The following is a 26,220-nucleotide window of genomic DNA, read 5'->3' on the forward strand; positions in this document are numbered from 1 at the left end:
GTCCACCGTGGATTTCACTCTCACCGAAGCGCAGCAGGACCTCTCGGAACTCACGCGCAGCATCGTCACCGACATCGTCACCAACGACCATCAGCGCAGTCTCGATGCCGCCGACGATCGCACCGACCACACTCTGTGGGATGCCCTTGCCTCCTCGGGTGTGCTCGGCGCGGCGTTGCCCGATTCGGTCGGCGGCGACGGATTCGGCCCCCTCGAACAGGCCGCCGTCCTCATCGAACTCGGTCGCGGCGCCGCGACCGTCCCCTATCTGACGTCGATCGTCGTATCCGCTTCCGTCATAGCAGAATTCGGGACCGAGTCACAGCTCGAGGAGTGGGGTGCACCAGCCGCATCCGGCGAGAAGATCCTCACCGCCGCGCTGGCCGAAGAGGTCCACGACGATCCGCTCCATCCCACCACCTCGGCCATCGTCTCCGGTTCCGGCCACGTGCTGAACGGCACCAAGATCGTCGTCGACACCGCACCCGTCGCCGACGGCTTTCTCGTGCCCGCCGCGACGGACGACGGGGTCGCGGTGTTCCTGGTCCGCGCCGACGATCCCGGTGTGAGCGTCACTCCGCAACAGACCACCGGTTTCGGGTCCACCGGCATCGTCACACTGGACGGGGTCGCTCTCGGACCTGACCGCATTCTCGGTTCCGACGGTGCAGCCGTCGCAGCCCGGCTGCGCGACCACCTGCTTCTCGGATCGGCCGCCTACCAGTGCGGTGTCCTCGACCGGGCGCTCCAACTCACCGCCGAGTACGCCCGCGAGCGGGTCCAGTTCGATCGTCCCATCGGCAGTTTCCAGGCCGTCGCACAGCGCTTGGCCGACGCGTACATCGACGTCAGAGGCGTGCGCCTGACGCTGTGGCAGGCAGCCTTCCGCATCGCCAAGGGCGATCCTCACGAACAGGAACTGCGCACCGCCGCATTCTGGGCCGCCGACGCCGGGCATCGGGTCGCGCATACCGCGGTGCACGTGCACGGCGGTGTCGGGCTCGACGAGGACCATCCCGTTCACCGGTACTTCCTCGTTGCGAAGCATCACGAGTTCTTGCTGGGATCGGCCACGGCGCAGTTGCGTGCACTCGGCAGGGAACTCGCCGACGCTCCTGCCTGACGCTCCCCTGCCCTGACGTTCGGAGGAAGTCATCATGCCCGACACCGTTACTACACTGCTCCGGCGTCTCGACACGGTCGACGACCGGGGCATGCGGCTCGAGGACTCCTTCGTCTCGTGGCGCGACCACGTCGCGCTCTCCCACGATCGCGCGGCGCTACTGCGCAGCATTCTCGATCCGTCGCGTCCCCGGCACATCGGTCTGCTGCTCGACAACGTGCCGGAGTTCTCGCTCCTGCTCGGAGCGGCCGCGTTCTCGGGATCGGTGGTCGCGGGTCTGAACACCACCAGGCGCGGCGAGGCGCTCGCCCGCGACATCCTGCTCGCCGATTGCCAGGTGGTGTTCACCGAGACCACCCACCTGAGTCTGCTCGAGGGGCTCGACCTCTCCGGGGTGCGGGTGATCGACATCGATTCCGACGAGTGGCACACGATGATCTCCTCGTACGCGGGATCGGAGCAGATCGTCGACACCACCGATCCGGACGACCTATTCATGCTGATCTTCACGTCCGGCACCAGCGGCGACCCGAAAGCGGTGCGCTGTACCCACGCGAAGATTTCCGGGCCCGGTCATATGCTGGCCGAAAGGTTCGGGCTGGGTCCGGCCGACACCGTCTATCTTTCGATGCCGATGTTCCATTCGAACGCGATGATGGCAGGGTGGGGCGTCGCCTTGGCCGCCGGGAGTTCGGTCGCGTTGCGCCGCCGGTTCTCGGCGTCGGGATTCCTTCCCGACCTGCGTAAGTTCTCGGTGACGTACGCGAATTACGTGGGCAAGCCGCTGTCGTACATCGTGGCAACACCGGCGCGGCCCGACGACGCCGACAATCCCCTGCGGATCATGTACGGCAACGAGGGCAGTGCGCCCGCGGTCGCCGAGTTCTCCCGACGTTTCGATGCGGTCGTCGTGGACGGGTTCGGCTCGACCGAAGGTGGTGTGTCGATCGCCGCGACACCCGGCGCACCGCCCGGGGCATTGGGCCGACTTCCCGGCAATGTCGTGATCCTTCACCCCGAGACCGGACTGGAGTGTCCGGCCGCGGAATTCGATGCGGACGGCCGCATCGTCAACGCCGACGAGGCCACCGGTGAGCTCGTCAACAACGAAGGCGCAGGCGCGTTCTCCGGCTACTACAAGAATCCGGAGGCCGATGCAGAGCGGATCCGCGACGGCAGATACCACAGTGGCGACCTCGCCTATCGGGACAACGACGGCTTCGTGTATTTCGCCGGCCGCAGTTCCGGATGGTTGCGCGTCGACGGTGAGAATCTCGGCGCGGCGCCTATCGAGCGGGTCCTGCTGCGCTATCCGGGCTTCGCGCAGGTGACGGTCTACGGCGTGCCCGATCGATATGTGGGCGACCGGGTGATGACCGCGGTCGTTCCCACTGTGGACGACGATTTCGACCCGATCTCCTTCGCCCAATTCCTCGATGCGCAGGCCGATCTCGGTCCCAAACAGCTCCCGACGTTCGTTCGGGTGGCGCGTAGTCTTCCCCGCACTGCAACGTTCAAGATCCTCACGCGCTCACTGTCCGCCGAACGGTGGCATTGTTCGGATCCCGTGTGGGTCCGCGAACGTGGCCAGAACGAATTCCAGTTGTTGACAGACGAACTCGCGCACAACATGGACAAGGTCTCCACCGCCTGAGCATAGAACGCCTTATCCGGCGCAACGCATGCCGATTCCCTTGTCGCCCCACATACCCTGCGGTATGGTCTGGCGGAACCCGTAGTTCGGGAGCGTGATCCGTGGGGGAGGCGAGAGCACCGATGGTGTCGAATTCCCGAACCTCAGTGTCCCGAACCTCAGTGTCCCGAACCTCAGTGTCTCGAACCTCAGTGTCCCGGAATGTTGCATCCGCACTCGGTGGCTTCTACTCGCTGTCGCTCGACGCCTTCACCGGGTTGTTCCGCGCGCCGTTCCAGTGGCGTGAATTCCTCACCCAATTCTGGTTCATCGCTCGCGTTTCCCTCGTCCCCACCGTGCTGATGTCGATTCCGTTCACCGTGCTCGTGGTGTTCACCCTCAACACACTGCTGCTCGAGATCGGCGCGGGAGACCTCAGCGGGGCCGGCGCGGGCCTCGGGGCGATCACCCAGATCGGGCCCCTCGTCACGGTCCTCGTGGTCGCCGGCGCGGGCGCGACCGCGATCGCCGCCGATCTCGGCTCCCGCACCATCCGCGACGAAATCGCCGCGCTCGAAGTACTCGGGATAGATCCCGCCGCACGGCTCGTACTCCCCAGGGCACTCGCCTCGACCGCCGTCGCCGTCACGCTCAACGGTGCAGTGTGCGCGATCGGGCTCACCGGCGGGTTCTTCTTCTCCGTGATGTTGCAGAACGTCGACCCCGGCGCCTACGCCGCGGGGGTCACCCTGCTCGTAGGGCCCGGAGAACTCCTGCTCTCCCAACTCAAGGCCGCCGTGTTCGGTCTCCTTGCCGGACTCATCGCGTGCTATCGGGGACTCTCGGTCACCGGCGGCCCGAAAAGTGTCGGCGAGGCCGTCAACGAGACCGTCGTGTTCGCGTTCGTTGCACTGTTCCTCGCCAACATGCTGCTCACCACGGTCGGGATCGCGGTGATGGGCCGATGAACCGCGTGGGGTTCACGGCGAGCCGCGGGGTACTCGCGGGAAAACGTGCGGCCCGATCCGTGTCGCGGGGCATCGACTCCGTCGGTCGCCAGGTCATGTTCTTCGTCGGCGCTCTCGTATCGACCGGCCGTGCCGCACGCCACTACCCGCGCGAGACCCTGCGTGTGGTCTCCGAGATCGGTCTCGGCACAGGCGTCCTCGCGATGATCGGCGGAAGCGTCGCGATCATGGGCTTCCTGACGCTGTTCGCAGGCGCCACCGTCGCAGTCCAAGGCTTCACCTCACTCGGCAACATCGGCGTCGAAGCGCTCACCGGGTTCCTGTCCGCGTACGTCAACGTCCGAGTGGTCGCGCCCGTGGTCGCGGGTGTGGGATTGGCCGCAACCATCGGTGCGGGTACCACGGCCCAGCTCGGTGCGATGCGGATCAGTGAGGAGATCGACGCACTGGAGGTCATGGCCATCCGCTCGATTCCGTATCTGATGGGCACCCGCATCCTTGCAGGCCTCATCGCGGTCGTCCCCCTGTATGCGCTGTCGGTGCTCGCGTCGTTCCTGTCGAGCCGCATCGCGACGGTCGTCATGCTCGGCCAGTCACCTGGCGTCTACGACCACTACTTCGCCACATTCCTGCGTCCCGCCGACGTGCTGTGGTCGTTCCTCCAGGCCATCACGATGGCCGTCGTCGTGATGACCGTGCACAGCTACTACGGGTACACCGCCACCGGCGGCCCGGCCGGCGTCGGTGTCGCAACAGGGCGCGCCGTGCGGATGTCGCTGATCGGCGTGGTCACCGTGACCCTGCTGATCTCCCTGGCCCTCTACGGAAGCAGCCGGCAGCTGCACCTGGCTGGGTGATCCGATGCCCGCCGGTCAGTCCCCCACATGGCTCCCGAATATCGTCGCGGCCGCACTGGTCGTCGTGATCGCCGCCGTCCTGCTTCTCGTCTACCACAGCTTCCGCGGCTCGTTCACCCCCGGAATCACCGTCACCGTCGAGAGCGACAGGGCCGGTTTGATGCTCGAACGCGGATCGATGGTCAAAGCGCACGGGGTGCAGGTCGGCACTGTCACCTCTATCGCGCACACTCCGTCCGGAGCTGTCATCGAACTGAGCCTCGACCCCGACGATGCTGCACGGATCCCTGCCGGGGTGGGAGCCGACATTCGCGCCACCACGGTCTTCGGCGCCAAGTACGTCACCCTCACCGACCCGCCGATACCGGGACCGACGGGACTGTCCGACGGCACCGTTCTGCTCGCCTCGAACGTCACGGTGGAGACGAACACCGTCTTCGAGTCATTGTCGGGTGTGCTGCAGGCCGTCGATCCCGCCGAGCTCAACACCACCCTCGGTGCACTGTCCTCCGCGCTTCGCGGACGTGGCGATGCCCTCGGCGGAGCGATCGAGGATGCCGACGTGCTCCTGTCACAGATCGAACCTCGGCTCGACGTCATCGAACGCGACCTGGCCGCAGCCGAGGCCTCCGCCGACATCTACGCCGGCGCCACCGACGATCTGGTCGATGCGCTCGACAACCTCGCCGTCACCGGCGGCACGATCGTCGACCGCGCCGACGACCTCGACCAAGTCCTCCTCGCCGCCACCGGCATGAGCGACGCAGGACTCCGCGTGGTCGGTCCGCACACCGAGGAGATCGTCGAAGTCCTCGAGTTGCTGCGTCCCACCGCATCACTCCTCGACGAATACTCCCCGGTGCTGCCCTGCTTCTTCCAGGGCGCCGACCGCGCCCGCAGGCTCGCCGAACCGGCGTCCGGAGGCAACGGAGCAACCATGATGCTCAACTCCACGTTCCTGCTGGGTGTGGATCCGTACGAGTACCCGCGGCACCTGCCGGTCGTCGAGGCCACCGGTGGACCTCGCTGCGGATTGCTGCCGGTCGTCGAACCCGAACAGACACCGGCCCCCTACCTCGTCGCGCGCACCGGTGCGAATCCCTTCGAGCGGGGGAACACGTCGCCGGTGTTCGTGCCGGACTCACTGTTCGAACTGCTCTCCGGAGCGCCCTCATGACCAGGACGGCAGTCGCGGCGAGCATCTACGCGACGGTGATGCTGCTGATCCTCGGCGGACTGTTCGTCGTGTTCGGCCAGGTCCGATTCGGCGACACCACCGAATTCCGGGCGGTATTCGACGACGTGTCCGGACTCGAGGAAGGCCAGTTCGTGCGTGTGTCCGGCGTCGAGGTAGGGAAAGTGTCGTCGGTCGAGTACACCGACGGAAACCGCATCGAGATCGCGTTCGACGTCGAGTCCTCGTACACACCCACCCGAGCGACCGTCGCCACCGTCCGCTATCTGAACCTGGTCGGCGACCGGTACCTGGAACTGTCCGACGGGCCGGGGGACGCCACCCCCATGGAACCCGGCGAGATCATCGGAACCGACCGCACCGAACCCGCGCTCGACCTCGACGTGCTGATCGGCAGCTTCAAGCCCCTGTTCCGGGCGCTCGAACCCGAGCAGGTCAACCAGTTGTCCGCCGATCTCATCACCGTGCTCCAGGGCCAGGGTGGCTCCGTGGAATCGATTCTCGTGCACGCCGCGTCGCTCACCTCGAGTATCGCCGACCGCGATGCCCTCGTCGGTCAGGTCATCGCGAACCTCGACTCGGTGCTGGCAAACCTTGCCGCACAACGCGACACGATCGACACCGCTCTCGACCGCGCGCAGCAACTCGCGTCCGGTCTCGCTCAGGACAGCACCCTGCTCGCCGACTCCGTCGCTCATATCGACGCTGCCGGCGCAGAGGTGGCCGCGCTCCTCACCGAGGCTCGAGCCCCACTCGCGGGCACGATCCGCGAAACAGGAACCTTGGCAACGCTACTCGACTCGCGCAGCGACACCATCGAACAACTGACCACCGAACTTCCCAAAGCGTATGCCTCGCTCGCCCGCCTCGGCGCCTACGGCGGGTTCTTCAACTACTACCTGTGCGGCATGCTCATCAAGGTCAGCGATCCGTCCGGAAACACCCTCACCTCTCCGCTGTTCGGGCAGGCCGCGGGCAGGTGCACTCCACAATGACCCAATTCCGTGAGATGAACCAGGTCCGAGTCGGCGTCGTGGGTTCCGTCGCGATCATCGTGCTCATGTTGTGCGCCTTGAATATCCGGGCACTCCCGTTCGTCGACGACGGCAGCACCTATCGCGCCCGATTCGTCGACGCCGGCGGGTTGAACACCGGCGACGCCGTGCAGGTGTCGGGCAAGGACGCAGGGCGGGTCACCGACATCGAGATCGACCACGATGCCGTCGCCGTCACCTTCACCGTCACCGGCGACGTCGTCCTCGGCACCGACACCACCGTCGAGATCGCCACGGCCACTGCACTCGGCGCACGGCACCTGCGTGTGCGCCCCGCCGGGCCGGGAACCCTCGACCCCGACACCACCATCGACGTCGACCACACCACCGCTCCGTATCAGCTCACCGATGCCCTCGGGGATCTCACCGAGACCGCAGCAGAACTCGATGCCGAACAACTGCGCACCTCCATGGACGTCCTGTCCGACACCCTGCGCGACACCCCCGACGACGTCGCCGCAGCCCTCGACGGGGTCATGCGACTGTCCGGCACGGTCGCCTCCCGCGACGAATCCCTGCGCGAATTGCTTCGTCATGCCGAAGAAGTCACCACAGTGCTCGCCGAGCGCAGCACCGCAATAGATTCGCTGATCGTCGACGCGGATCGCATTCTCACCGAACTCGACCGCCGCCGCAGTTCGCTCGACACGCTGTTCGCCAACGTGCAGGCATTGTCGGTCGAGATCGGAAACCTCATCGTCGACAACGAAGCGCAGCTGGCTCCTACGCTGCAGAAGGTCAACTCGGTGCTCGACATCCTGACCCGCAACCGTGACGACATCGCCCTGGCGATCCAGCGGCTCGGCCCCTACGCGACCGAACTCGGTGAAGCTGTCGCGTCGGGTCCGTTCTTCAACTCGTACATCCAGAACCTACTGCCTGCGCAGATCATCGAGCCCGCGCTCACCGCCGCGCTCGAAGGTGCGGGTATCGCCCCGGTCGGAGGTGGCCGATGACCCGCGTACGCCCCCTTTTTGTTCGGCTCATTCCCCTGGTCGTGCTGGCACTCGTCGCGGTGCTGTCGTTCACGGTGGCACCGTGGCGTTCGTCGGTCGAATACGCCGCCGAGTTCGATACGAGTCGCGGCCTGTACGTCGGCGACGACGTGCGGGTGATGGGAGTCGAGGTCGGGCGGGTCACCGATATCGAACCTCGCGGCAATCACGTTCTCGTGACCTTCACCTCCGGTCGGCCCCTACCCGTAGACGCGCAGGCCGCGATCCTCGCCCCGACGCTGGTCTCGGCGCGGTTCGTGCAGCTCACTCCCGCGTACACGGGCGGGGCGGAACTTTCCCCGGGAGCCGCAGTTCCGCTCGAGCGGACGGCAGTGCCCGTCGAATGGGATGAGATCACCGAACAACTGACCCGGTTGACCACCGAACTCGGGCCGACCGTCGACGACCCGCAGGGCCCCCTCGGGGAGGTCCTCGACACCGCTGCCGCCAACGTCGAAGGACAGGGTCCGGCGATGCGCGAGTCCCTCGAACAGTTGTCTGCTGCGCTGCGCACCCTCTCGGACGGACGTCAGGACATGTTCGGCACCATCGGGAATCTCCAGGTGTTCGTGGAGGCACTGTCGCTCAGCAGCGACCAGATCGTCTCTCTTCACACCCATCTCGCGTCCGTGACGCAGACTCTCGACGACAACCGCGACGACATGGGCGCCGCGCTCGCCACCCTCGACACGGTGCTCGTCGACGTCGAACGCTTCGTGCGTGACAACCGTGGGAACATCGACACCACGCTCGATCGCACCGCCGCGCTCACCGAGACCCTCGCAGCGCAGCGCGACGGAATCGCGCAGGTCTTGCATGTCGCGCCGACCGCTTTGTCGAACCTGCAGAGCATCTACCAGCCCGCTCACAACACCGTGGTGTCCGCGCTGGCGCTGTCGAACTTCGCGAATCCGGCCCAGTTCGTGTGCTCGGCCCTTGCCGCGGCGGAGCAGGTCGATGCCCATACCGGCTCCGAACTGTGCGTGCAGTACCTCGGCCCGATCCTGCCGCTGCTCACGATGGAGTACCCGCCCGTGCGCATCAATCCCACTCGCGGGGTCGGGGCGCTGCCCGATTAACTGGTGTACACCGAACCCGACCTCGCCGAACTCCTGCTACCGGGGGCACCGTGACCTCACGACTCTCGAAGATCACGCTTGCGCTGTTGTGTACCGCTTTGACAGCCGGGTGCGAGTGGCGCGGACTGAATTCACTCGAACTGCCCGGTACCCACGGCCGAGGCGACGGCGCATACGAGGTCGTCATCGAGATGCCCGATGTCACGACACTCGAACGGAATTCGCGTGTACGGACCGGCGACGTCACGATCGGGCGCGTCGCCGATCTGCAGCTCGCAGACGGGCACGCGGTGGTGACGGTGATGCTCGACAAAGGTAGCGAGCTTCCCGCCAACGCGACCGCGAAGATCGGGCAGACCAGCCTGCTCGGTTCCGCGCACGTCGAGCTGGGCGCGCCGACAGCCGAAGCGCCGCGGGGCCGGTTGGAGGACGGCGACGTCATTCCGCTCGACCGGGCGGGATTGTTCCCCATGACCGAGCAGACCCTCTCGTCGCTGTCGCTGGTACTCAGCGGCGGGGGTCTCGCACAAGCGCAGGAGATCAGCCGCGAACTGAACACCGCTCTCGACGGACGTCAAGACTCGACGCGGGCACTGATCACCCGTCTCGACACCGTGCTCGCCGGACTCGACGGTCAGAAAGAGCAGATCATCGGGGCGATCGAATCCGTCGACGCGCTCGCCGCGGAGGTCGCCGAGCACAACCAGCGCCTCGCAGCCGCTACCGATCAGCTCGCCCCCACTCTCGAGGTATTGAACGAGCAGCGTGAAGATCTGACGAGGGCCGTCGATTCTCTGGGGCAGTTCGGCCGTGTCGCCACGGAGGTCGTCGAAGCCGGCGGCGACAACGCCGTCGCGAATCTCCGAGACCTCGAGCCGGTCCTCGCGGCGCTCGCGGGCACGGGCGACTCGCTGACCGAGTCGCTGCGCTACCTGCTGACGTTCCCGTTCCCCATCGACACCTACAAGAATGCGGTCCGCGGTGACTATGCGAACGGCACGGTCATCCTCGACCTCACGCTCCCGACGCTGGAGAACGCACTGCTGCTCGGGACGCCGTTCGAAGGCGCTCTCACCGGGTCGGGTCCTCCGATCCCCGACCTCGTGTCGCTGCTGGTTCCGCCCATCGAGGAGGCAACCCGATGAGTCCCACCGCAGCTCTGCGTGCCCGGCTGATCGTGTTCTTCACGATCGGTATCGCTGCGGTGCTGGCAGTGGCGCTGTGGGTCGTGAACCTGCCGCAGCTGCTCGGGGTGGGACGGTACGAGATCCGCGTCGAACTCGTCGATGCCGCAGGGCTGTATCCGTCGGCGAATGTCACCTACCGGGGATTCGAGATAGGTCGGGTGACCGATGTCGCGATGACCACCTCGGGGGCCGAAGCCGTGCTCTCGCTGGATTCCGGGGTCGCTGTGCCGATGGATGCACCGGCACAGGTCCGCAGTATGTCGGCGGTGGGTGAGCAGTACCTCGAGTTCCTGCCCGGCAATGTGGAGGGACCGTATCTGAGCGACGGTGCCGTCGTTGCCGCGTCGCAGGTCTCGATTCCCGAACCGATCGCCGGGGCGCTGGACCAGCTCGACGAGACCCTGCAGTCCGTCGGGAACGACCGGCTTGCGACTCTGCCGAACGAAACCTACACCGCGGTAGGTGAATCCGATGAGGCTCTACGGACGCTGATCGACGCTGCCGCGGCCGTGAGCGCCGACGGTGCCGACAGCGCCGACACCATCGCGGCGCTGCTCGATCAGACGGGCCCTCTGCTCGAAACGAATGTCACGGCGTCGGAGCCGATCACGCTATGGGCCGGCGCCCTCGCGGGAACTACCGCACAACTGCGGGAATCCGATGCGGACATTCGTGCGCTGCTCGATGTCGCTGCACCCGCCGCTGCGCAGGTGCAGGTGATGTTCGAGGAGATGGAGCCGACGATGCCGCTGCTGCTCGCGAACCTGATCACCGTCGAACAGGTTGCGGCCGTGTATCGGCTGTCGCTCGAGCAGATGCTGGTGTTGTTCCCGTCGATCATGGCGTCGACGCAGTCGGCGGCCCTCCCGAACGCCGACAATCCGGTACAGAACACGTTTTTCGTCAACTCCTACAACGATCCGCCGCCGTGCATCGAGGGCTTCCTTCCGCCCGAGCAGAGGCGCTCCCCCACCGAACTCGATGTGCCGGAGACGCCGCCGGATCTGTACTGCAAGCTCCCGGCCGATTCGCCGATCGCGGTGCGGGGCGCCAGGAACATGCCGTGCATCGAGTACCCGGGCCGACGAGCCGCGACGGTGCAGTTGTGCCGCGACGGCGGAGGTTCGGCGACGAACCTCGGGGAACTCATGACACCACCGGCGTGACCACCCGTGCGTGGTGCCGGTAGCCCCCGCTACCAGAACCACGCACGGGCGGAGTTCTATGCGTTCGCGGCGTCGTTCAGTCGCTCGAGGGTGCCTGTCGCGTCGAGGTACTCCTGGACCCACCGTTCGATGACCGCGGACGTCTTCTCTACCTTGGTGAACTGGCCGACGACCTGGCCCACCGGGTTGAACGCGACATCGACGGACTCGTCCGGGTACTTGTGGGTGGCGGCAACAGCCATGCCGGAAACCATGTACTGCAAAGGCATGCCGAGCGGCTTCGGGTTCTCGTCCTTCTCCCACGCCTCGGTCCAGTCGTTGCGCAGCATGCGGCAGGGCTTGCCGGTGAACGAACGGCTGCGCACGGTGTCGCGGCTACCTGCGTTGATGTAGGCATCCTGCTGGACCGCCGTGTTCTCTGCCTCCTCGACCATGAGCCATTGAGAACCCGACCAGACGCCCTGCGTGCCCAACGCCAGCGCAGCGGCGATCTGCTCGCCGCTGCCGATGCCGCCGGCTGCCAGCACAGGAACAGGCGCGACCTCCTTGACGACCTGCGGCCACAGGACGATCGAACCGACCTCGCCGCAGTGTCCGCCGCCCTCGCCACCTTGGGCGATGATGATGTCGACTCCGGCATCCGCGTGCTTACGGGCCTGGTACGGGGAACCGCACAGCGCCGCAACCTTGCGACCCGAGTCGTGGATGTGCGCGATCATGTCGGCAGGCGGAGTGCCGAGCGCATTGGCGATGAGAGTGACCTTCGGATGCTGCAACGCGACCTCGACCTGCGGCGTGGCGGTGGCCTCGGTCCAGCCGAGAAGTTGCAACGCGTTATCGTCGTCGTCCTTGGGCACGGGAACGCCGTGGTCGGTGAGGATTCCACGGGCGAACTCCAGGGTTTCCTGCGGCACCATCGACTGCAGCATCTTCGTCAGCTCGTCGGCGGACAGGTTGGAATCCATACCCTCGTACTTACCCGGAATCACGATGTCGACGCCGTAAGGACGGTCGCCGATGTGCTCATCAATCCAGTTCAGCTCGATTTCGAGCTCTTCGGGCGTGAAGCCGACGGCGCCGAGGACGCCGAAGCCACCGGCCTTGGCCACGGCGACGACGACGTCGCGGCAATGGGTGAATGCGAAAATCGGGAACTCGATGCCGAGTTGGTCGCATAGGGGTGTGTGCATTCGGCACTCCTCGAGAAGAGACGGTGAACAACTGAAACATGTTCCACCTTAGGTGCACCGCACCCGAATGAACATGCCCCGCAACACCGAAATGACTGTTATAGAACAAATGTTCGCAGGATACTTGCTAGTCGAATGTTTGTTCTATACAATTCGATCATGGGTGGGGATACCTGGAAATTCGATGACAAGCAGCTGATGGCCGAGACGCTCGCCGTCAGCGCCGAAATCCATACGTCGCAGGTACACCGCGTGGATCTGATGATCGCGATGTACGAACGCGACACCGTCAAAGAACACGGCTACCGCAGCCCCGCGCACTGGTTGTCCGCGGCGACACATCTCGAACTCGGTGAATGTCATCGCATCGAATCACTGGCAAAGTTGCTGAGACTCGAACCTGAAGTCCGCGAAGCCTATTCCTCCGGCCTGCTCGATGCGGAGAAGGCACGGCAGATCGCGTACTTCTGCCAGCACTACCCCCGCACCATGAACTCCTGCGACTTCGAGAAAGCCCGCGACATCCTCATCGAGCACGCCTCCGACACGGTCGCCACCAAAGCGACCGTGCGGGCGTTGATCCGCAGACTCGAGCATCTCTTCGGCACCGGAGAGGGACCACCACCCGGTGAAGACGCCACCCGCAACGAGCTGTTCGTCTCCACCACCCTGCACGGACGGGTCGTGATCAAAGGCGAGTTCGACGCCGTCACCGGCGCGCGTCTGCGTCATCTACTTTCACCGCTGTCGGCACCACGACCCGAGGTGGGTGGCGTCAAAGACGACCGGCCTGCCTCGAAACGCAACGCCGACGCCTTCGATCAGCTTCTGCAGTGCGTCGAGGCCGCGGGTCTCGTCCCCGTCGAGGGCGGTGTGAAGCCGCACGTGACGGTCACGGCATCGATCAAGGATCTGACGAAGAACACCGCCGTGAAGGAACTGTTCGCTCACTCCCCGGAGCATGGGTATGCGACGGAACCGTGGGCGGGTCCGCTGTCGATCGACGCTGCTCGGATGCTCGCGTGCGATTGTCAGGTCACCAGGATTCTCCTCGACGAACACGGGGTGCCGCTCGCGCACGGGCAGACCCGCCGCACCGCGTCCGCCGCGCAACGTCGAGCCCTGGCCGTACGGGACGGCGGATGCGCCTTCCCGCACTGTTCGACACCGCCGGCCTGGGCAGATGCCCATCACCTGACCCATTGGGTCGACGGCGGCGATACCGACCTCGACAATTTGGTGCTGCTCTGCGGCCATCACCACAGGTTGATGCACCACACCGACTGGGAAGTCGAAATGACTGACGAACGTCGGCCACAGTTCATCCCGCCGGCGAGTGTGGATCTGTTCCGTAGGCCGATACCGGGAAGCAGGCCGGATCTGGTCGCGTAGTTCCACAACAGAACACAAAGCAGGCACCGTCACCAGGGCACACGTGTGCCCTGATGGCGGTCGCGACCGTGTCTCGACGATTTCGCTGAATCACCTCGCCATCGATGACATCCGTATAGTCTCGCGACCGATTCCCCGTCTTGATGTCGCAACATTGGCAAGCCCCCGAACGCGTACAACCGAACGGAGCGAGATGACGTCAGTACAGGACGACACCGGAATATTGGCCGGCGACGATCGCATGCTGATCGACGGCGAACTTCAACACACCGGCAGCGGCGCAACATTCGACGTGATCCATCCCGGCAATGAAGAAGTCGTCGGCAGAGCCACCGACGGCACGGTATCCGACATGGAACGCGCTATCGGCGCCGCCCGCCGTGCATTCGACACGACCGAATGGTCACGCGACGTCGAATTCCGTTACCACTGCCTGGGCCAGCTTCACGAGGCACTCACGAGGAACATGGAGCGCCTGCGGCGGATAGTTGTGACGGAAGTCGGTTGCCCCATCGGGGTCACCAGAAGCCAGATCGAAGAGCCGATCGAGGAAGTGAAGCACTGGGCCGAATACGGCCGGAGCTTCGACTATCTGCAGGACACGGGAATGCACTCCACCGTGATGGGTCCGGCGCGACGGCTCCTGCACTTCGACCCCGTCGGGGTCGTCGGCGCAATCACCCCGTGGAACGTGCCGTTCTATCTCAATGTCGCCGAGACGATGCCGGCTCTGATGGCAGGCAACACCGTCGTACTCAAACCGGCGCAGCTCACCCCGTGGTCCGGGAGTGAACTGGGACGGATCGTGGCCGAGGAGACCGATATTCCGCCAGGCGTCTTCAACGTCGTGCTGTCGAACGCCAACGAGGTGGGCGCGGCGTTGTCGGCAGATCCGCGGGTCGACATGATCACGTTCACCGGGTCGACAGCGACCGGACGAGCGATCCTGGCGGCTGCCGCACCCACGGTCAAGAAGACGATGCTCGAACTCGGCGGAAAATCGGCCCACATCGTGCTCGACGACGCCGACCTCAGCGCGTCCCTTCCCATGGCGGCCGTGATGGCGTGCGTGATGTCAGGGCAGAGCTGCATCCTGCCCAGCCGGATCCTGTTACCGCGCAGCCGCTACGACGAAGGCATCGCGGTGCTGAAAGCCACGATGGAATCCTTCCCGGTGGGCGACCCGTGGGTCGCCGGCAACATGCAGGGCCCGCAGATCAGCGAAACCCAGCGTCAGAAGGTGCTCGGCCTGATGACCGACGGTGTCGAATCCGGCGCGACCCTCATCACCGGCGGTGGCATTCCGGAGAACCTGCCCACGGGCTACTACACCCAGCCGACGCTGCTGGGCGACGTCGATCCCGACTCCCGCATCGCGCAGGAGGAGATCTTCGGCCCGGTGCTCACCGTGACCGCCTACGACACCGACGACGAGGCCGTTGCGATCGCCAACAACTCGATCTACGGACTGTCCGGTGAGGTGAGCAGCGCCGACAACGATCGGGCGCTGGCCGTCGCACAGCGCATGCGTACCGGCAGTGTCACCGTCAACGGAAAATCCTTCTTCGGAATCACGAGCCCGTTCGGTGGCACCAAACAGAGCGGTCTCGGCAGGCGCAACGGCACGCAGGGTTTCGAGGAGTACCTCGAGATCAAGACGATCGGACTGCCGGGCTGAACGAGGAGCCGAATCCCTTCGGACGACACCGCTGCTAGATGACACCGCGTTCGCGCAGATCGGCCCGCTCGTCCTCGGTCACGCCCAACAGCTCGCCGTACACGGCGGCGTTGTCGTAACCGGCGATCGGCGGGCCGGCGCGACGCACCGATCCCGGAGTGTCCGCCAGGCGCGGCACCACACCGGGTCCGAGAACGTCGGCGCCGGTGCGTTCGTCGCGATGAGGTACCAGCATGTCACGCGCCTGGAACTGCTCGTCGGCGACCACTTCGGCCACCGTATTGACCGGCCCGGCAACGACACCGGACTCCGAGAGATGTTCGAGCAGCTCGGCGAGCGGCCACTTCGCTGCCCACGCTCCGATGAGATCGTCCAGCTCGTCCTGATTGGCGCCGCGTGCCAGATGGTCGGCAAACTTCGCGTCGTCGGCCAGTTCGGGACGATCCATCGCTGTGCAGAGACGCCGGAAGACGGTGTCCTGGTTGGCGGCGATGATGATCCACATGTCGTCGGAGGTCCGATACAGGTTCGACGGCGCAATACCTTCGAGGCGGGTGCCGGATGGGCCGCGCACCACCCCGGCAGCGTCGTAGTCGGGGATGACCGACTCCTGGACCGCGAGGCACGCCTCGGTCAACGCGACGTCGACGATCTGCCCGCGACCCGTGCGTTCGCGGCTCAGCAGCGCCGCAAGCACGCCCTGGACCGCGAACATGCCGCCGAGCGTGTCGCCGAGGGACAGTGCGAGGCGCGGCGGAGCCTGCCCCGGGTAGCCGTTCAGATGCCGCAGACCGCTTTCCGCCTCCGCGACCGATGCGTATCCGGCGTGCGAGGCCTTGGGCCCGGTCTGCCCGTATCCGGAGACCCGTGCGAGCACGATGCCCGGGTTGACCTCGGAGAGCACGTCGTAGCCGAGTCCCCACTTCTCGAGGGTGCCGGGACGGAAGTTCTCGACGACGACGTCGGATTCGGCGACCAGCCGGCGGAAGAGGTCCTGCCCGTCCGGTGATCGGAGATCGAGGGTGATGCACCGCTTGTTGCGTGCGTGCACGGTCCAGAAGAACCGGTGACCGTCCCGCTCGCCCTGCCCCCAGGTGCGCAGCGGGTCGGGACGCGTCGGGTCCTCGATCTTGATGACGTCGGCGCCCATGTCGCCGAGCAGCCGCCCGGCGAACGGCCCGGCGATCAGGGTGCCCAGTTCGAGCACTCTGATCTCCCCGAGTGCACCTGTGGAGCCGGCCTTCTCCGCCGACTCGTTCTGCGTATCCGCGTCAGTCACTCGGTGTTCCATTTCTGTCCGGGATCAGTAACCGAGGTGAACCGTCTTCTCCTCGGTGAACGCCTCGAGACCGCTGCGTCCGAGCTCACGCCCGATGCCGCTGGCGTCCCGACCACCCCAGGGTAGTGCCGGATCGGGCACACCCCAGCCATTGACCCACACCGTTCCGACCCGCAGCTGCGGAATCACACTGTGCACGGTGGAGAGATTCTGGCTGAAGATGAAGGCGTTGAGACCGTACTGGGTCGCATTCGCGAGCCGCACCGCTTCCTCGGTGGTCTTGAACGTGATGACCGTGGCGACCGGCCCGAAGATCTCCTCGCGCGCGATCGTCAGATCGTTGGTGCCGCGGAACACGGTGGGCTGCACGAAGAAGCCCTTCTCCCCCACGCGGGCGCCGCCGGTGAGCAGCTCCGCCCCCTCGCTGCGGCCCTTCTCGATGTATCCGAGGAGACGGTCGAGCTGCTTGCGGTTGACGATGGTGCCCTGGGTGGTACCGGCGTCGAACGGGTCGCCGATCACTGCGCTACGCGCGAACTCGACGAGTCCCTCTATGACCTGGTCGGCGATGGATTCGTGCACGATCACGCGGGTGCCCGCGGCGCACACCTGGCCCTGGTGGTAGAAGTTGCCCATCGCGATCCACGGCAGTGATGCCTCGAGATCGGCGTCGGGGAAGATCAGCTGCGGGGCCTTGCCGCCCAACTCCAGGGTCACCTTGCGGAACTTCTCCCCCGCCAGCGACGTGATGGTCTTGCCCACGGCGGGGCTGCCGGTGAAGGTGATCTTGTCGATGCCCTGGTGTGAGGCAAGCGCGGCCCCCGCCTCAGGCCCCAGACCCGGCACGACGTTGAACGCGCCGTCGGGCACGCCCGCCTCCGCGAGCAGATCGGCGAGCTTCAGCACGGCGAGGGAGGCGTCCTCCGCGGGCTTGACGACGACGGAGCAGCCCGCCGCCAGCGCCGGAGCGATCTTCCACGCCGCGACCACGGTCGGGTTGTTCCACGGCGTGATCGCACCGACCACGCCGAGCGGCTGACGGAGGGTGAAACCGAAACGGTGCTGCGGCCCGACGTCCGGCAGGATCATCGCCTCACCGGCGATCTTGTCGGCCCAGCCCGCGTAGTGCCGGAACGATGCAGCGGCGGCAGGGATGTCGCCCGCGACGGTGTCGGCGTACAGCTTGCCCATCTCCGCGGTTTCGAGCGCCGACAGCTCCGGCGCATGCTGTTCGATGAGATCGGCGGCGCGGGAGAGGATCCTGCCCCGCTCGGCGCCCGCCATCCGCGACCACGCACCCGAGTCGAACGTGTCGCGGGCGGCGTCGACGGCGGCATCGATGTCGTCGGCGCCGCCGCGTGCGATTTCGGCCACCACTTCTTCGTTCGCCGGGTTGATCGACGAGAACTGCGCGCCGGACCGGGAGGGGACCGCCCGGCCGCCGATGCGCAGCAGCGGTTCCGGCAGAACCACCGGAGCCGGAGTGACGGGAGCTGCAGTGTCGGTCATGAAGGGCTCCTATTTCGAGGGTGGGGTGAAGCGACGTTCCAGTCCGGCCCACGACGAGTCGTAGTCGGGTTGACGATGGGATGCAGACAGTGCCCTCTCGGTGACGGCGAGGGCGAGGCGGGTTTCGAACATGAACGACGTCGTGTTCTCGAGTTTCACCGGCGCCAGCTCTGCAGCGGACGCGAGATCGAAGGTCTCGCGGTCGGGTCCGTGTGCGCCCCACTGGTTGTGCAGCGAGGCTCCGCCGGGCACGAAGCCTTCGGCCTTCGAATCGTGTCGACCGCGGATCAGCCCCATGAACTCGGTCATCACGTTGCGGTGGAAATGCGGTGGCCGGAAGGTGTGTTCGCCGACGACCCATCGGTCGGGAAAGACACAGAAGTCGACGTTGGCCTGTCCGGCGACCGGCGTCGGCGAGGTCAGGACGGTGAAGATCGACGGGTCGGGGTGGTCCCACCCTCCCGTCGTCATCACGTTGAAGCGCGACAGATCGTATTTGTAGGCGCCGTGCGTTCCATGCCACGCGACGACGTCGAGCGGCGAATGGTCGAGTTCGGTGGCCCACAGGTGACCCCCGAATTTCTGTACCAGCTCGACCGGCCCGAGACGATCCTCGTACCACGCTGTGGGGTAGAGGAAGTCGCGCGCATGAGCGAGCCCGTTGGCGCCGATCGGACCGAGTTCGGGCAGTCGATAGGCGGCTCCGTAGTTTTCACAGACGTACCCGGTGGCCGTGCCGTCGAGCAGTTCCACCCGGAACCGCACACCCCGTCCGACGACGGCGATCTCCCCTTGCGAGATCGCGAGCCTCCCGAATTCGGTGCACAGCAGCAGCCCGCCCTCTTGCGGGACGAGCAGCAGCTCTCCGTCGGCGTCGGCGAAGTATCGATCGGTCATGGATGCCGACGCCGCATACATGTGTATTGCAATGCCCGTCCGGTCGTGCACGTTGCCGTTGACGGCGTAGGTCGTGATGCCGTCGACGAAATCGACCCCGGCGGGCGGCGCAGGTTGCGGATCCCACCGCAGCCTGTTCGGAGTCAGTACCGTGGCGGTCGACGGTGCAGACACCCAGCCGCGGTCATCGATCCGCTCGAACGGCCTGTGCGCGGCCGACGGCATGATCCGGTAGGTCCAACTCCTCGTGTTGATCTCACGCGGCTCGGTGAACGCGGTTGCAGAATGTTGCTCGGCGTACAGCCCGTACGGGGCTCGCTGCGGCGAATTCTGCCCCCACGGCAGCGCTCCCTCGACCGCTTCGCTGTGGTGTTCGTTGCCGAACCCGTGCAGGTACTCGAGGTCGACCGTCATGTCAGGGCTACCATCTCGTGCAAGGTCGAACCAGAACGATCGTATTGTTCGCCGTCGATGGTGACGGTCATGGTGAAATCGGAACGGAACCGGAAGTAGCCCGGACGACCGACGAGCCAGTGCACGAGCGGCTTGACGAGCTTGCTCGACGCGACGGGAATGTCCTCGAGGAGATTGTGGGCGTGGACGATCTCACGAACCGTCAGCGTCAGCTCGAGTGAATCGGCGACCGTGATCCGCAACCATGACGGATAGGTTCGATCGGCGACCGGGTCGTAGACCGCGGGGCCTTCCGTCATCTCGACCTCACCGTTGCTGAGGACCACTTCTCGCCCGTGCGCGATCATCACCGGCTGCGACCAGTGCGTCCCGTATTTCTTCTGGGTCTGCACCATCGCGTAGACCAGGGAGAAGTCCTCGGTGTAGAGGCGGCCCCAGTACCACTTGGAGATGATCCGCTTCATGTCGCCCACGCCCCAGTTGTGGTCGTGGTAGCCGCGGCCCGTCACCTCGGTGGTGACGCCGTCGACCGTCACCGTCCCCGCGACACGTGCGCGGGGTGCGCCGACGACCCACGCGAAGAACTCGCGGTCGTTGTAGCTGGTCTGTCCGCGTCCCGGCATCCACGGCGGCACCTCGGCCGTGAAGGTGAGGTCGAAGGCGAGATCCTCCTCGGTCACCGACACGCGATAGACGGGCAGCCCGTCTTCTTCGCCCGTCAGCTTCGCGAAGCTGCGACCGACCTCGACGTCGCACCGCTCCGCCGACACGGTGAGATCCGCGTCGGAATACTGTTCGACGACCGTCCGGCGCTCACCATCGGCGCTGTAGACGTGGATCTCGACACCGGGTTTGCGGTGCACCAGCTCCCGGGTCTGCAGCATCGCGACGACGATGCGGCCGTCGTCGAGATGCGCGTCGAAGTACCAGTGTTCGAATGCGTGCTTGTCGGTCGAGGGGTGAGCACCGTTGTCGCTGGGGACAACCTGGGTGATCTCTCCGTCGCGCCTTCCGGGACCGTTCCAGGCCTCGACGATCTGCAGTGCCGCCATTGTTCCTCCGGTGTATGTGGATTCAGCGCCGTATGTGGGTAGTCAGCGCCGTAGTGCGCCACTGGCGTCGAATTGTGCTTCTCGCCCGTCCATCTGGGCGCGGTACCAGTTCTCGCGATGCGCGACCATGATCTTCTCGTGTACGTCGGCGATCCCGGGGACACGACGTGCGAACTCCATCGCGGTGATGAGCGGGAACCTCACGATCGGAATGACGAGCCACGGAATGACCGTCGGCATCGAATATTTGCGACGCGTACCTGGACCCATGAACATCGCCGAGTAGACCGAGTTGATCCGGAAGTTGTATGCCGCCCGGAGTCTTTTGCGTCCCCGCTGACCGTCGCGGGGCGCGAACGCCTTCGGGTACGACTCGATCAGCTCCTTACCGTGATCGCCCGAATCGTAGGAACGGGACACGACGGTGGTGAGCAGCGTGCGGATACTGTCGCCGATCGTCTCCGGATACCAGTCGATGCGCACGCCGAGCAGGTACCCCATGTACTTCTGGAAGTGGATGAGCGCGCGTATCTCTCGCGGAGTCGTCTGATAGCCCAGGGTCCACAGGGCGAGGCCCGGAGTCAGGCTGCCGGCGATGAGGGTAAGCAGCATGTAGGTCTGGCTGATCGGTAGCCCCCATTTCTCCTCGTCCCATTCGGGATGCTTCGCGACCCGGTCGCGCACCGACACGTGCATCACACGTACCTTGAGTGCCGTTGCGCGCCCGACCGATCCGGGGGTGAGCAATGCGCCTGGCTCGGAAACGTTGCACCAGAATCGGCACGTCTCGAGGTAGCGGCGCAGAGCGTTGTCGCCCGCGTAGCCGCCGGCGAGCGACAACGGGGTCGCGACAGCGGATTCCGTGTAGATTTCGAGAGTTTCGGCCCCCGCGAAGCTGAACAGCATTGTGCCCCAGCGCCGCCAGATCTTCGCGCCTTCTTCGACGAGTTCGGGTTGCACCCAGCCGGGGACGGTCTCGAACTCCTCGAACAGCGCCTTCATCGCCTCCGGCGCATCCGGCACGGTATCGATACCGTCGGTCAGCGCCGCGTCGAGCAACTCCCGCGTCTTCTTCGGGCCGAGATCGCCGTGATAGACCTGCCCGACGAACCGTTCCGCGGTGGGGTCGCCGCTGAAGAGATCGTTGCACAGAGCACGGGCCGTCTCGTCGTCGTGCAGGATGTCGAAACCCGTGACCTTGCGGATGAGGTTCCGGACCCGCGCCACGCCCGGACGCTCGACGGCCTGCCAATAGGGAAATCGACTCGGGCAGCGGTCCTGTGCCGGTGGGATCGTCCTCGCGTCGAGTGTCCCGGTCATGGCGTTGCCTCCTCGAGAACGGTGCGGCGGATCCAGCCGGTGATGCGGCCGACGACGTCGTCGAGGCCACCCGGCTGGTCCACCAGGTAGTGATTGAGTCCGCGCATCTCGATCAGTTCGGTGTCTCCGCCCAGCGCCTGGTGCATCAGGCGCGAATCCTCCGCGAACGCAGCCTGGTCGCCGAGCAGGCTCATCACCATTGCCGGTGCGTCGACGTGCACCAGGTCTTCGAGGGCGTCGGCGTTGGTGCGGTCGGAGCTCCATGTACTGAGCCAGCTGCGCACCGTCACGAATCGAGCGAGGCCGCCCGCTGCGGTGTTCGCGGCGGCCGGGTCGCCGTACATGCTGCCGAGCTCGCGGTCGCTGGGATCGAGGGTGATGTCGACGAAGCGCGGGTCGGCCACAGTGCGGTGCACGACGAATCCTCGGTCGGATGCACCGGTCCGGTCCATCTCGTCGAGCTGGTCGAGCGCCCACGCATCGATGCGGCGCATGCGGGCAAGCTGCGCGTCGCGGTAGCCGGCAACCCAGTCACGGTCGAGCGGTGCGGCCCTGCCCGGTGCGTAGAGATCGAGTTCCGGGTCGACGCGGTACGGGTCTGCCTCGTCCAGGACCGCGCCGTCGATCCAGTGCCGCAGTACTCGTGCGCGTCCGGGGTGTGCGCCGACGAGCAGCACCGCATCGGCGGGACGCAGCTTCGCGTCGGGGAAGGACGCCGGGTCGCCGGCCGGTGTCTCGGTGACAGTGGGGTTCTCGGCCTGCGACTGATAGAACGACGCCAGCGAGCCGCCGCCGCTGAAGCCGAGCAGCACAACCTTCTCGAAGCCCAGTTCCTCGGCCATCCAGCGCACGCCGGTGCCGAGATCGAATGTCGCGCGTTCCATGATCAGAGCCGGTTCGTTCGATGCGTATCGGGTGTTGAGCCCCATCGCGGGAATGCCTGCATTCGCGATCGCGCGGAGCAGGAAGTGGCTCAGGAAATTCGATGCCGGGTGACACATGATCACGCCCACCTTGCGTGAATATCCCGGTGTGGCAACCAGGTTTCCGTGAAGGGTCGGATAGTGCCTGCTCAGCCCTGAGTGCATCTCGACGCGGCCGTCGGACGCGGGTTCGTAGGGAATGCGCTGGAAGTGGTCTACTACTTCATAAGTCATGGCACCGTCCGATATTCGAGCATCATGTCGTGGTCTTCGTGGTCGAGGATGTGGCAGTGCCACACGTATCCCTGTAGTTCACCGTCACCGTGGTGCGGCATCACATGCGCGTGGTCGTCGAACGTGTGCACCACAGGAGAAAAGGTCGCGTCGGGGTCGAAGCCGAGTTCCTCGGCTGTCGGGAAGCGCACCACGATGCGCGTGACCGAGTTCGGATCGCAGATCACCGTGTCCTTGAAACCCGTCTCCCACGGTTCGGGGCCGCGAAGCGGTTCGACGACGAACGGGTCGGCGTCGGGAGTCCACTTGATACCGAGCGGCCCCTGCGGATGCCGCGCGCACATCGCGAGGGTGTTGATCGCTTGGCGCCCGAGAACGCGGAAGGTCACGAGGTGCAGGTGGATCGGGTGCGGGTCAGGGGTGGCGTTGACGATGTTCCACTGCTCGATCGCGCCCTGCCGGGGTGTCTCGATGTCGTCGCTGTCGAAGGTGAGGTTGTTGAGCGACATGATCGACGGAGGCAGTCGAACATCCGACGGCTGGCTCAGCGACACGTTGCGTATCGTCTGGGGCACCGGGATCGGACCCACCACCGGGGGTTGCCCACGCCCGCCGCGCAGTGTCTCCGGGACGGGGCCGGCGAAACCTCGCTGCGTCCCGACGCGGAAGCGCATGAACACCGGCATCAGGACCGCACCGATCTGCGCGGCCTGCGGCGCGGCAGGTTCGGTGTTGCGCAGTTCGACCGTCGAATCGGGTTCGAGGGCACCGAAATCGACGAGGATATCGACACGTTCACCCGGCGAAAGCCGCACGCGGCCAGTGTGAACGGGGCATCCATCAGGCCGCCTTCCATCCCGATCACCCAGAACTGCATACCGCCGGAGAAGTGCAGATCCCAGACGCTGAACGAGGCCGCGTTGAGCAGTCTCATGCGGTACAGGCCGCGGTCGACGCGGGCTTCGGGCCAGATCTTGCCGTTCACGACGCCCACGTCGCCGACGGCTCCGCCTTCCCATCGTCCCTGGGGAACGACGGGTGTCGAGCGGATGCTCTGTGTGCCGTCACTGTTCACGATCTTTTCCTGCAGGACGAGGTCGAGTTCGTGTGCGCCCGTGGGCAAGCCCAGTGGGTTGCCGGGCTCGCCGGTGTCGTATTCGTCGCGCAGCAGATACAGCCCCGCCAGACCGGCATAGACGTTGAGCCGGGTGACGGCCATCGCGTGGTCGTGGTACCACATCGTGGTGGCCTCCTGCCGGTTCGGGAACCGGTAGGTGTAGCCCTGACCGGGGCGCGAGATCTGCTTCGGGTGTCCGTCGAACTCGGGCGGCGTGACGCCGCCGTGCAGGTGCATCGATGTGGGCACCGCGGTGCGGTCGTGTTCGGAGAGCCCGTGCAGTGAGGTGTCGAAGTCGGCGGCGAAGGGGTGCGACGCGATGCGGTTGCGGTAGTCGATCGTGGTTTCGCGCCCGCGCCTGGCGACGACGACGGGTCCGAGATAGCTGCGGTCGCCGTAGGCGAGGGCGGGGCCCGGGGCGAGGTCGCGGTGGAAGCTGTGCGATGTGGTCGTGGCATCGATCGACACCGTCGCACTGTCGATACGCGGGAGTACGGGCAGTTCATCGACGAACGGTTCGAGTCGCGGCGAATGAAACAGCAGCGGATTCGGAATGCCAGGCCCCTCGGCAACGGCCCGTCCGCCGCCGAACACCAGTGATGCTCCCCCGCCTGCCCCCAGAGTCATTCCGGCCAGAAGTGTTCTGCGACTGATTCGTTGCATCATGCGCTTTCGTGTCGATCCCACCCAGATTGACAAGAACACGACGGATCGTGACGGCCCTCACAGTACCATACGGTACGGTTTGGTCAATGCGCCCATCTCATTACCCGACGTGTAATCTCGCACCAGCGCAGAACAAGGAGAAGTGGTCGTGACTCGGCAATCGGAGAAGAAGAAACCCGCCTCCACCCGCCGGCCGCGGCTCTCGCTCGACGACTGGACCGACGCGGGTCTGCAACTGCTTGTCGCCGAGGGCCGCAACGCGGTGAAGATCGCACGGTTGTGCACCGACCTCGGTGTCACCAAGGGCAGCTTCTACTGGCATTTCACCGACATCGACGAGTTGATGCATGCCATCGCCACCCGCTACTGCTCGCACGACAACGACACGCTGCGCGGACTGACGAGTATCGAAGAGATGCCCGTCCGCGACCGTCTCGCGCACATGGGCGCGACACTCGTCGAGGACCGGGCCTGGGCCACCGAGGTGGCAATACGCGACTGGGCGCGCACCGACCCGCAGGTAGCGAAATCCGTGCGAGCCCTCGACCAGCGCATCATGTCGGTAGTCGAGAACGCCTTTCGTGAACTGGGTTTCGACGACCGCGAAGCGCGGATCCGCGCAGGCACCCTGGTGTATGCGGGTATCGGCTTCGTCTACGGTCGCGACAACCTCACCACACCGACGGCCGACGAGATCCAGGACCTCGTCGCGATCCTCACGCGGATGTAGCCGCCGAAATTCGAGTCAGGCGCACGCGTGACTGTCGCCCTCCGGTTCCGCATTCGCGCCCAGCAGTTCGTGCATACCGTCCAGAATACCGGCCAGTGAGACGTCCGGATCTGCGGCGACGAGCGGGAGGATCCGGTCGTTCTCGTCGACGAGGTGCGCTTCGAACACCACCCTCAACGCGTACGCGGCCGCAGCTGCACGCACCGGATCGGGTTCCTTCGCAATCCGGTCGACGAGACCGCCGAGGACACGATGCACGGCGATCATGGATTCGACGAGCAGCTTCGCCTCACGGCGGCCGGCCGCCGCAGGGTAGAGCGCGCGTTCTTCCGCAGTTGCGTGCGGCAGCACGGTACCGGTGAGGTAGTCGACCATCGCACGACGTCGTGCGTCGACATCTTTTCCGGTGGAGGCAGCGTCGAGCAATGCCTCGCTGAGGATCGCGATGCGTCCCGCGAGTTCGCTGTGGTGGCTCTTGACGGCATCTACAGCACGCGCATCCTCTGCTGCGCTGGTGGCAACGACGACCTGGTCGGTACTCATGGACGGCTCCTCTCGGTG

21 protein-coding genes and 1 pseudogene are annotated in these 26,220 nt (G+C 65.7%); 13 read left to right on the forward strand and 9 right to left on the reverse strand.

Annotated elements, in window-relative coordinates; translation table 11 throughout:
• The first annotated feature begins 7 nt into the window (after positions 1-7).
• The 10 genes from ACFWCF_RS11370 (at position 8) to ACFWCF_RS11415 (ending at position 11,258) form a co-directional block, all read left to right on the forward strand.
• A complete protein-coding gene (locus ACFWCF_RS11370; protein ID WP_378560988.1) occupies positions 8-1,123 on the forward strand; it encodes an acyl-CoA dehydrogenase family protein in 1,116 nt (371 codons plus the stop codon).
• Between the two features lie 34 nt (positions 1,124-1,157).
• A complete protein-coding gene (locus tag ACFWCF_RS11375) occupies positions 1,158-2,777 on the forward strand; it encodes a long-chain-fatty-acid--CoA ligase (RefSeq protein WP_378560991.1) in 1,620 nt (539 codons plus the stop codon).
• A gap of 191 nt (positions 2,778-2,968) precedes the next feature.
• Positions 2,969-3,724 (forward strand): MlaE family ABC transporter permease, encoded by a 756-nt coding sequence (locus ACFWCF_RS11380; RefSeq protein ID WP_378560994.1) that lies wholly within the window; start codon positions 2,969-2,971, stop codon positions 3,722-3,724.
• On the forward strand, positions 3,721-4,581 hold the full coding sequence (locus tag ACFWCF_RS11385; protein WP_378560997.1) for an MlaE family ABC transporter permease: 861 nt from the start codon (positions 3,721-3,723) through the stop codon (positions 4,579-4,581). Before ACFWCF_RS11380 ends, ACFWCF_RS11385 begins: the two co-directional genes overlap by 4 nt.
• 4 nt (positions 4,582-4,585) lie before the next feature.
• The gene (locus ACFWCF_RS11390; protein ID WP_378561000.1) at positions 4,586-5,758 is read left to right on the forward strand and encodes an MCE family protein; all 1,173 of its coding nucleotides are present in this window, start codon (positions 4,586-4,588) and stop codon (positions 5,756-5,758) included.
• On the forward strand, positions 5,755-6,771 hold the full coding sequence (locus tag ACFWCF_RS11395) for an MCE family protein (RefSeq protein ID WP_378561003.1): 1,017 nt from the start codon (positions 5,755-5,757) through the stop codon (positions 6,769-6,771). The genes ACFWCF_RS11390 and ACFWCF_RS11395 overlap by 4 nt, the downstream gene beginning before the upstream one ends.
• Entirely contained in the window at positions 6,768-7,787 is a 1,020-nt protein-coding gene (locus ACFWCF_RS11400) for an MCE family protein (protein WP_378561006.1), read from the forward strand. The genes ACFWCF_RS11395 and ACFWCF_RS11400 overlap by 4 nt, the downstream gene beginning before the upstream one ends.
• Complete coding sequence (locus ACFWCF_RS11405) at positions 7,784-8,905, forward strand: MCE family protein (RefSeq protein ID WP_378561009.1); 1,122 nt, start codon at positions 7,784-7,786, stop codon at positions 8,903-8,905. The genes ACFWCF_RS11400 and ACFWCF_RS11405 overlap by 4 nt, the downstream gene beginning before the upstream one ends.
• A gap of 50 nt (positions 8,906-8,955) precedes the next feature.
• Positions 8,956-10,050, forward strand: coding sequence for an MCE family protein (locus ACFWCF_RS11410; protein ID WP_378561012.1), 1,095 nt, complete (start codon positions 8,956-8,958; stop codon positions 10,048-10,050).
• Entirely contained in the window at positions 10,047-11,258 is a 1,212-nt protein-coding gene (locus ACFWCF_RS11415; RefSeq protein WP_378561015.1) for an MlaD family protein, read from the forward strand. Before ACFWCF_RS11410 ends, ACFWCF_RS11415 begins: the two co-directional genes overlap by 4 nt.
• 56 nt (positions 11,259-11,314) lie before the next feature.
• On the opposite strand, the gene ACFWCF_RS11420 is transcribed toward ACFWCF_RS11415, so the two are convergent.
• Entirely contained in the window at positions 11,315-12,448 is a 1,134-nt protein-coding gene (locus ACFWCF_RS11420; protein WP_378561018.1) for a nitronate monooxygenase, read from the reverse strand.
• Positions 12,449-12,607: 159 nt separating this feature from the next.
• Here ACFWCF_RS11420 and ACFWCF_RS11425 point away from each other — a divergent pair, with 159 nt between their 5' ends.
• Both ACFWCF_RS11425 and ACFWCF_RS11430 read left to right on the forward strand, forming a co-directional pair.
• A complete protein-coding gene (locus tag ACFWCF_RS11425; RefSeq protein ID WP_378561021.1) occupies positions 12,608-13,840 on the forward strand; it encodes a DUF222 domain-containing protein in 1,233 nt (410 codons plus the stop codon).
• Between the two features lie 193 nt (positions 13,841-14,033).
• Entirely contained in the window at positions 14,034-15,518 is a 1,485-nt protein-coding gene (locus tag ACFWCF_RS11430) for an aldehyde dehydrogenase family protein (RefSeq protein ID WP_378561024.1), read from the forward strand.
• A 34-nt stretch (positions 15,519-15,552) separates the two neighbouring features.
• Here ACFWCF_RS11430 and ACFWCF_RS11435 read toward each other — a convergent pair whose 3' ends face one another.
• From ACFWCF_RS11435 to ACFWCF_RS11465, 7 genes and pseudogenes are all read right to left on the reverse strand, one after another.
• Positions 15,553-16,797 (reverse strand): CaiB/BaiF CoA transferase family protein, encoded by a 1,245-nt coding sequence (locus ACFWCF_RS11435; protein WP_378561027.1) that lies wholly within the window; start codon positions 16,795-16,797, stop codon positions 15,553-15,555.
• 24 nt (positions 16,798-16,821) lie between these two features.
• Positions 16,822-18,306, reverse strand: coding sequence for an aldehyde dehydrogenase family protein (locus ACFWCF_RS11440; RefSeq protein ID WP_378561030.1), 1,485 nt, complete (start codon positions 18,304-18,306; stop codon positions 16,822-16,824).
• Positions 18,307-18,315: 9 nt separating this feature from the next.
• Positions 18,316-19,617, reverse strand: coding sequence for a homogentisate 1,2-dioxygenase (gene hmgA / locus ACFWCF_RS11445; protein WP_378561033.1), 1,302 nt, complete (start codon positions 19,615-19,617; stop codon positions 18,316-18,318).
• Positions 19,614-20,669, reverse strand: a complete 1,056-nt coding sequence (locus ACFWCF_RS11450; RefSeq protein WP_378561036.1) for a lipocalin-like domain-containing protein — start codon at positions 20,667-20,669, stop codon at positions 19,614-19,616. The genes hmgA and ACFWCF_RS11450 overlap by 4 nt, the downstream gene beginning before the upstream one ends.
• 42 nt (positions 20,670-20,711) lie before the next feature.
• Positions 20,712-21,989: an oxygenase MpaB family protein gene (locus tag ACFWCF_RS11455; RefSeq protein ID WP_378561039.1), complete on the reverse strand. Its 1,278-nt coding sequence runs from the start codon at positions 21,987-21,989 to the stop codon at positions 20,712-20,714.
• Positions 21,986-23,146, reverse strand: a complete 1,161-nt coding sequence (locus ACFWCF_RS11460) for an alpha/beta hydrolase (RefSeq protein ID WP_378561042.1) — start codon at positions 23,144-23,146, stop codon at positions 21,986-21,988. The genes ACFWCF_RS11455 and ACFWCF_RS11460 overlap by 4 nt, the downstream gene beginning before the upstream one ends.
• Positions 23,143-24,929: pseudogene (locus tag ACFWCF_RS11465) on the reverse strand (multicopper oxidase family protein). The gene ACFWCF_RS11460 and the pseudogene ACFWCF_RS11465 overlap by 4 nt, the downstream one beginning before the upstream one ends.
• Before the next feature lie 148 nt (positions 24,930-25,077).
• Here ACFWCF_RS11465 and ACFWCF_RS11470 point away from each other — a divergent pair.
• Positions 25,078-25,659, forward strand: coding sequence for a TetR/AcrR family transcriptional regulator (locus ACFWCF_RS11470; RefSeq protein WP_378561045.1), 582 nt, complete (start codon positions 25,078-25,080; stop codon positions 25,657-25,659).
• 15 nt (positions 25,660-25,674) lie between these two features.
• On the opposite strand, the gene ACFWCF_RS11475 is transcribed toward ACFWCF_RS11470, so the two are convergent.
• Entirely contained in the window at positions 25,675-26,202 is a 528-nt protein-coding gene (locus ACFWCF_RS11475; protein WP_378561048.1) for a hemerythrin domain-containing protein, read from the reverse strand.
• Between the last annotated feature and the right edge of the window lie 18 nt (positions 26,203-26,220).

The organism is Rhodococcus sp. NPDC060090 (assembly GCF_042729855.1).
Classification (GTDB): Bacteria; Actinomycetota; Actinomycetes; order Mycobacteriales; family Mycobacteriaceae; genus Rhodococcus.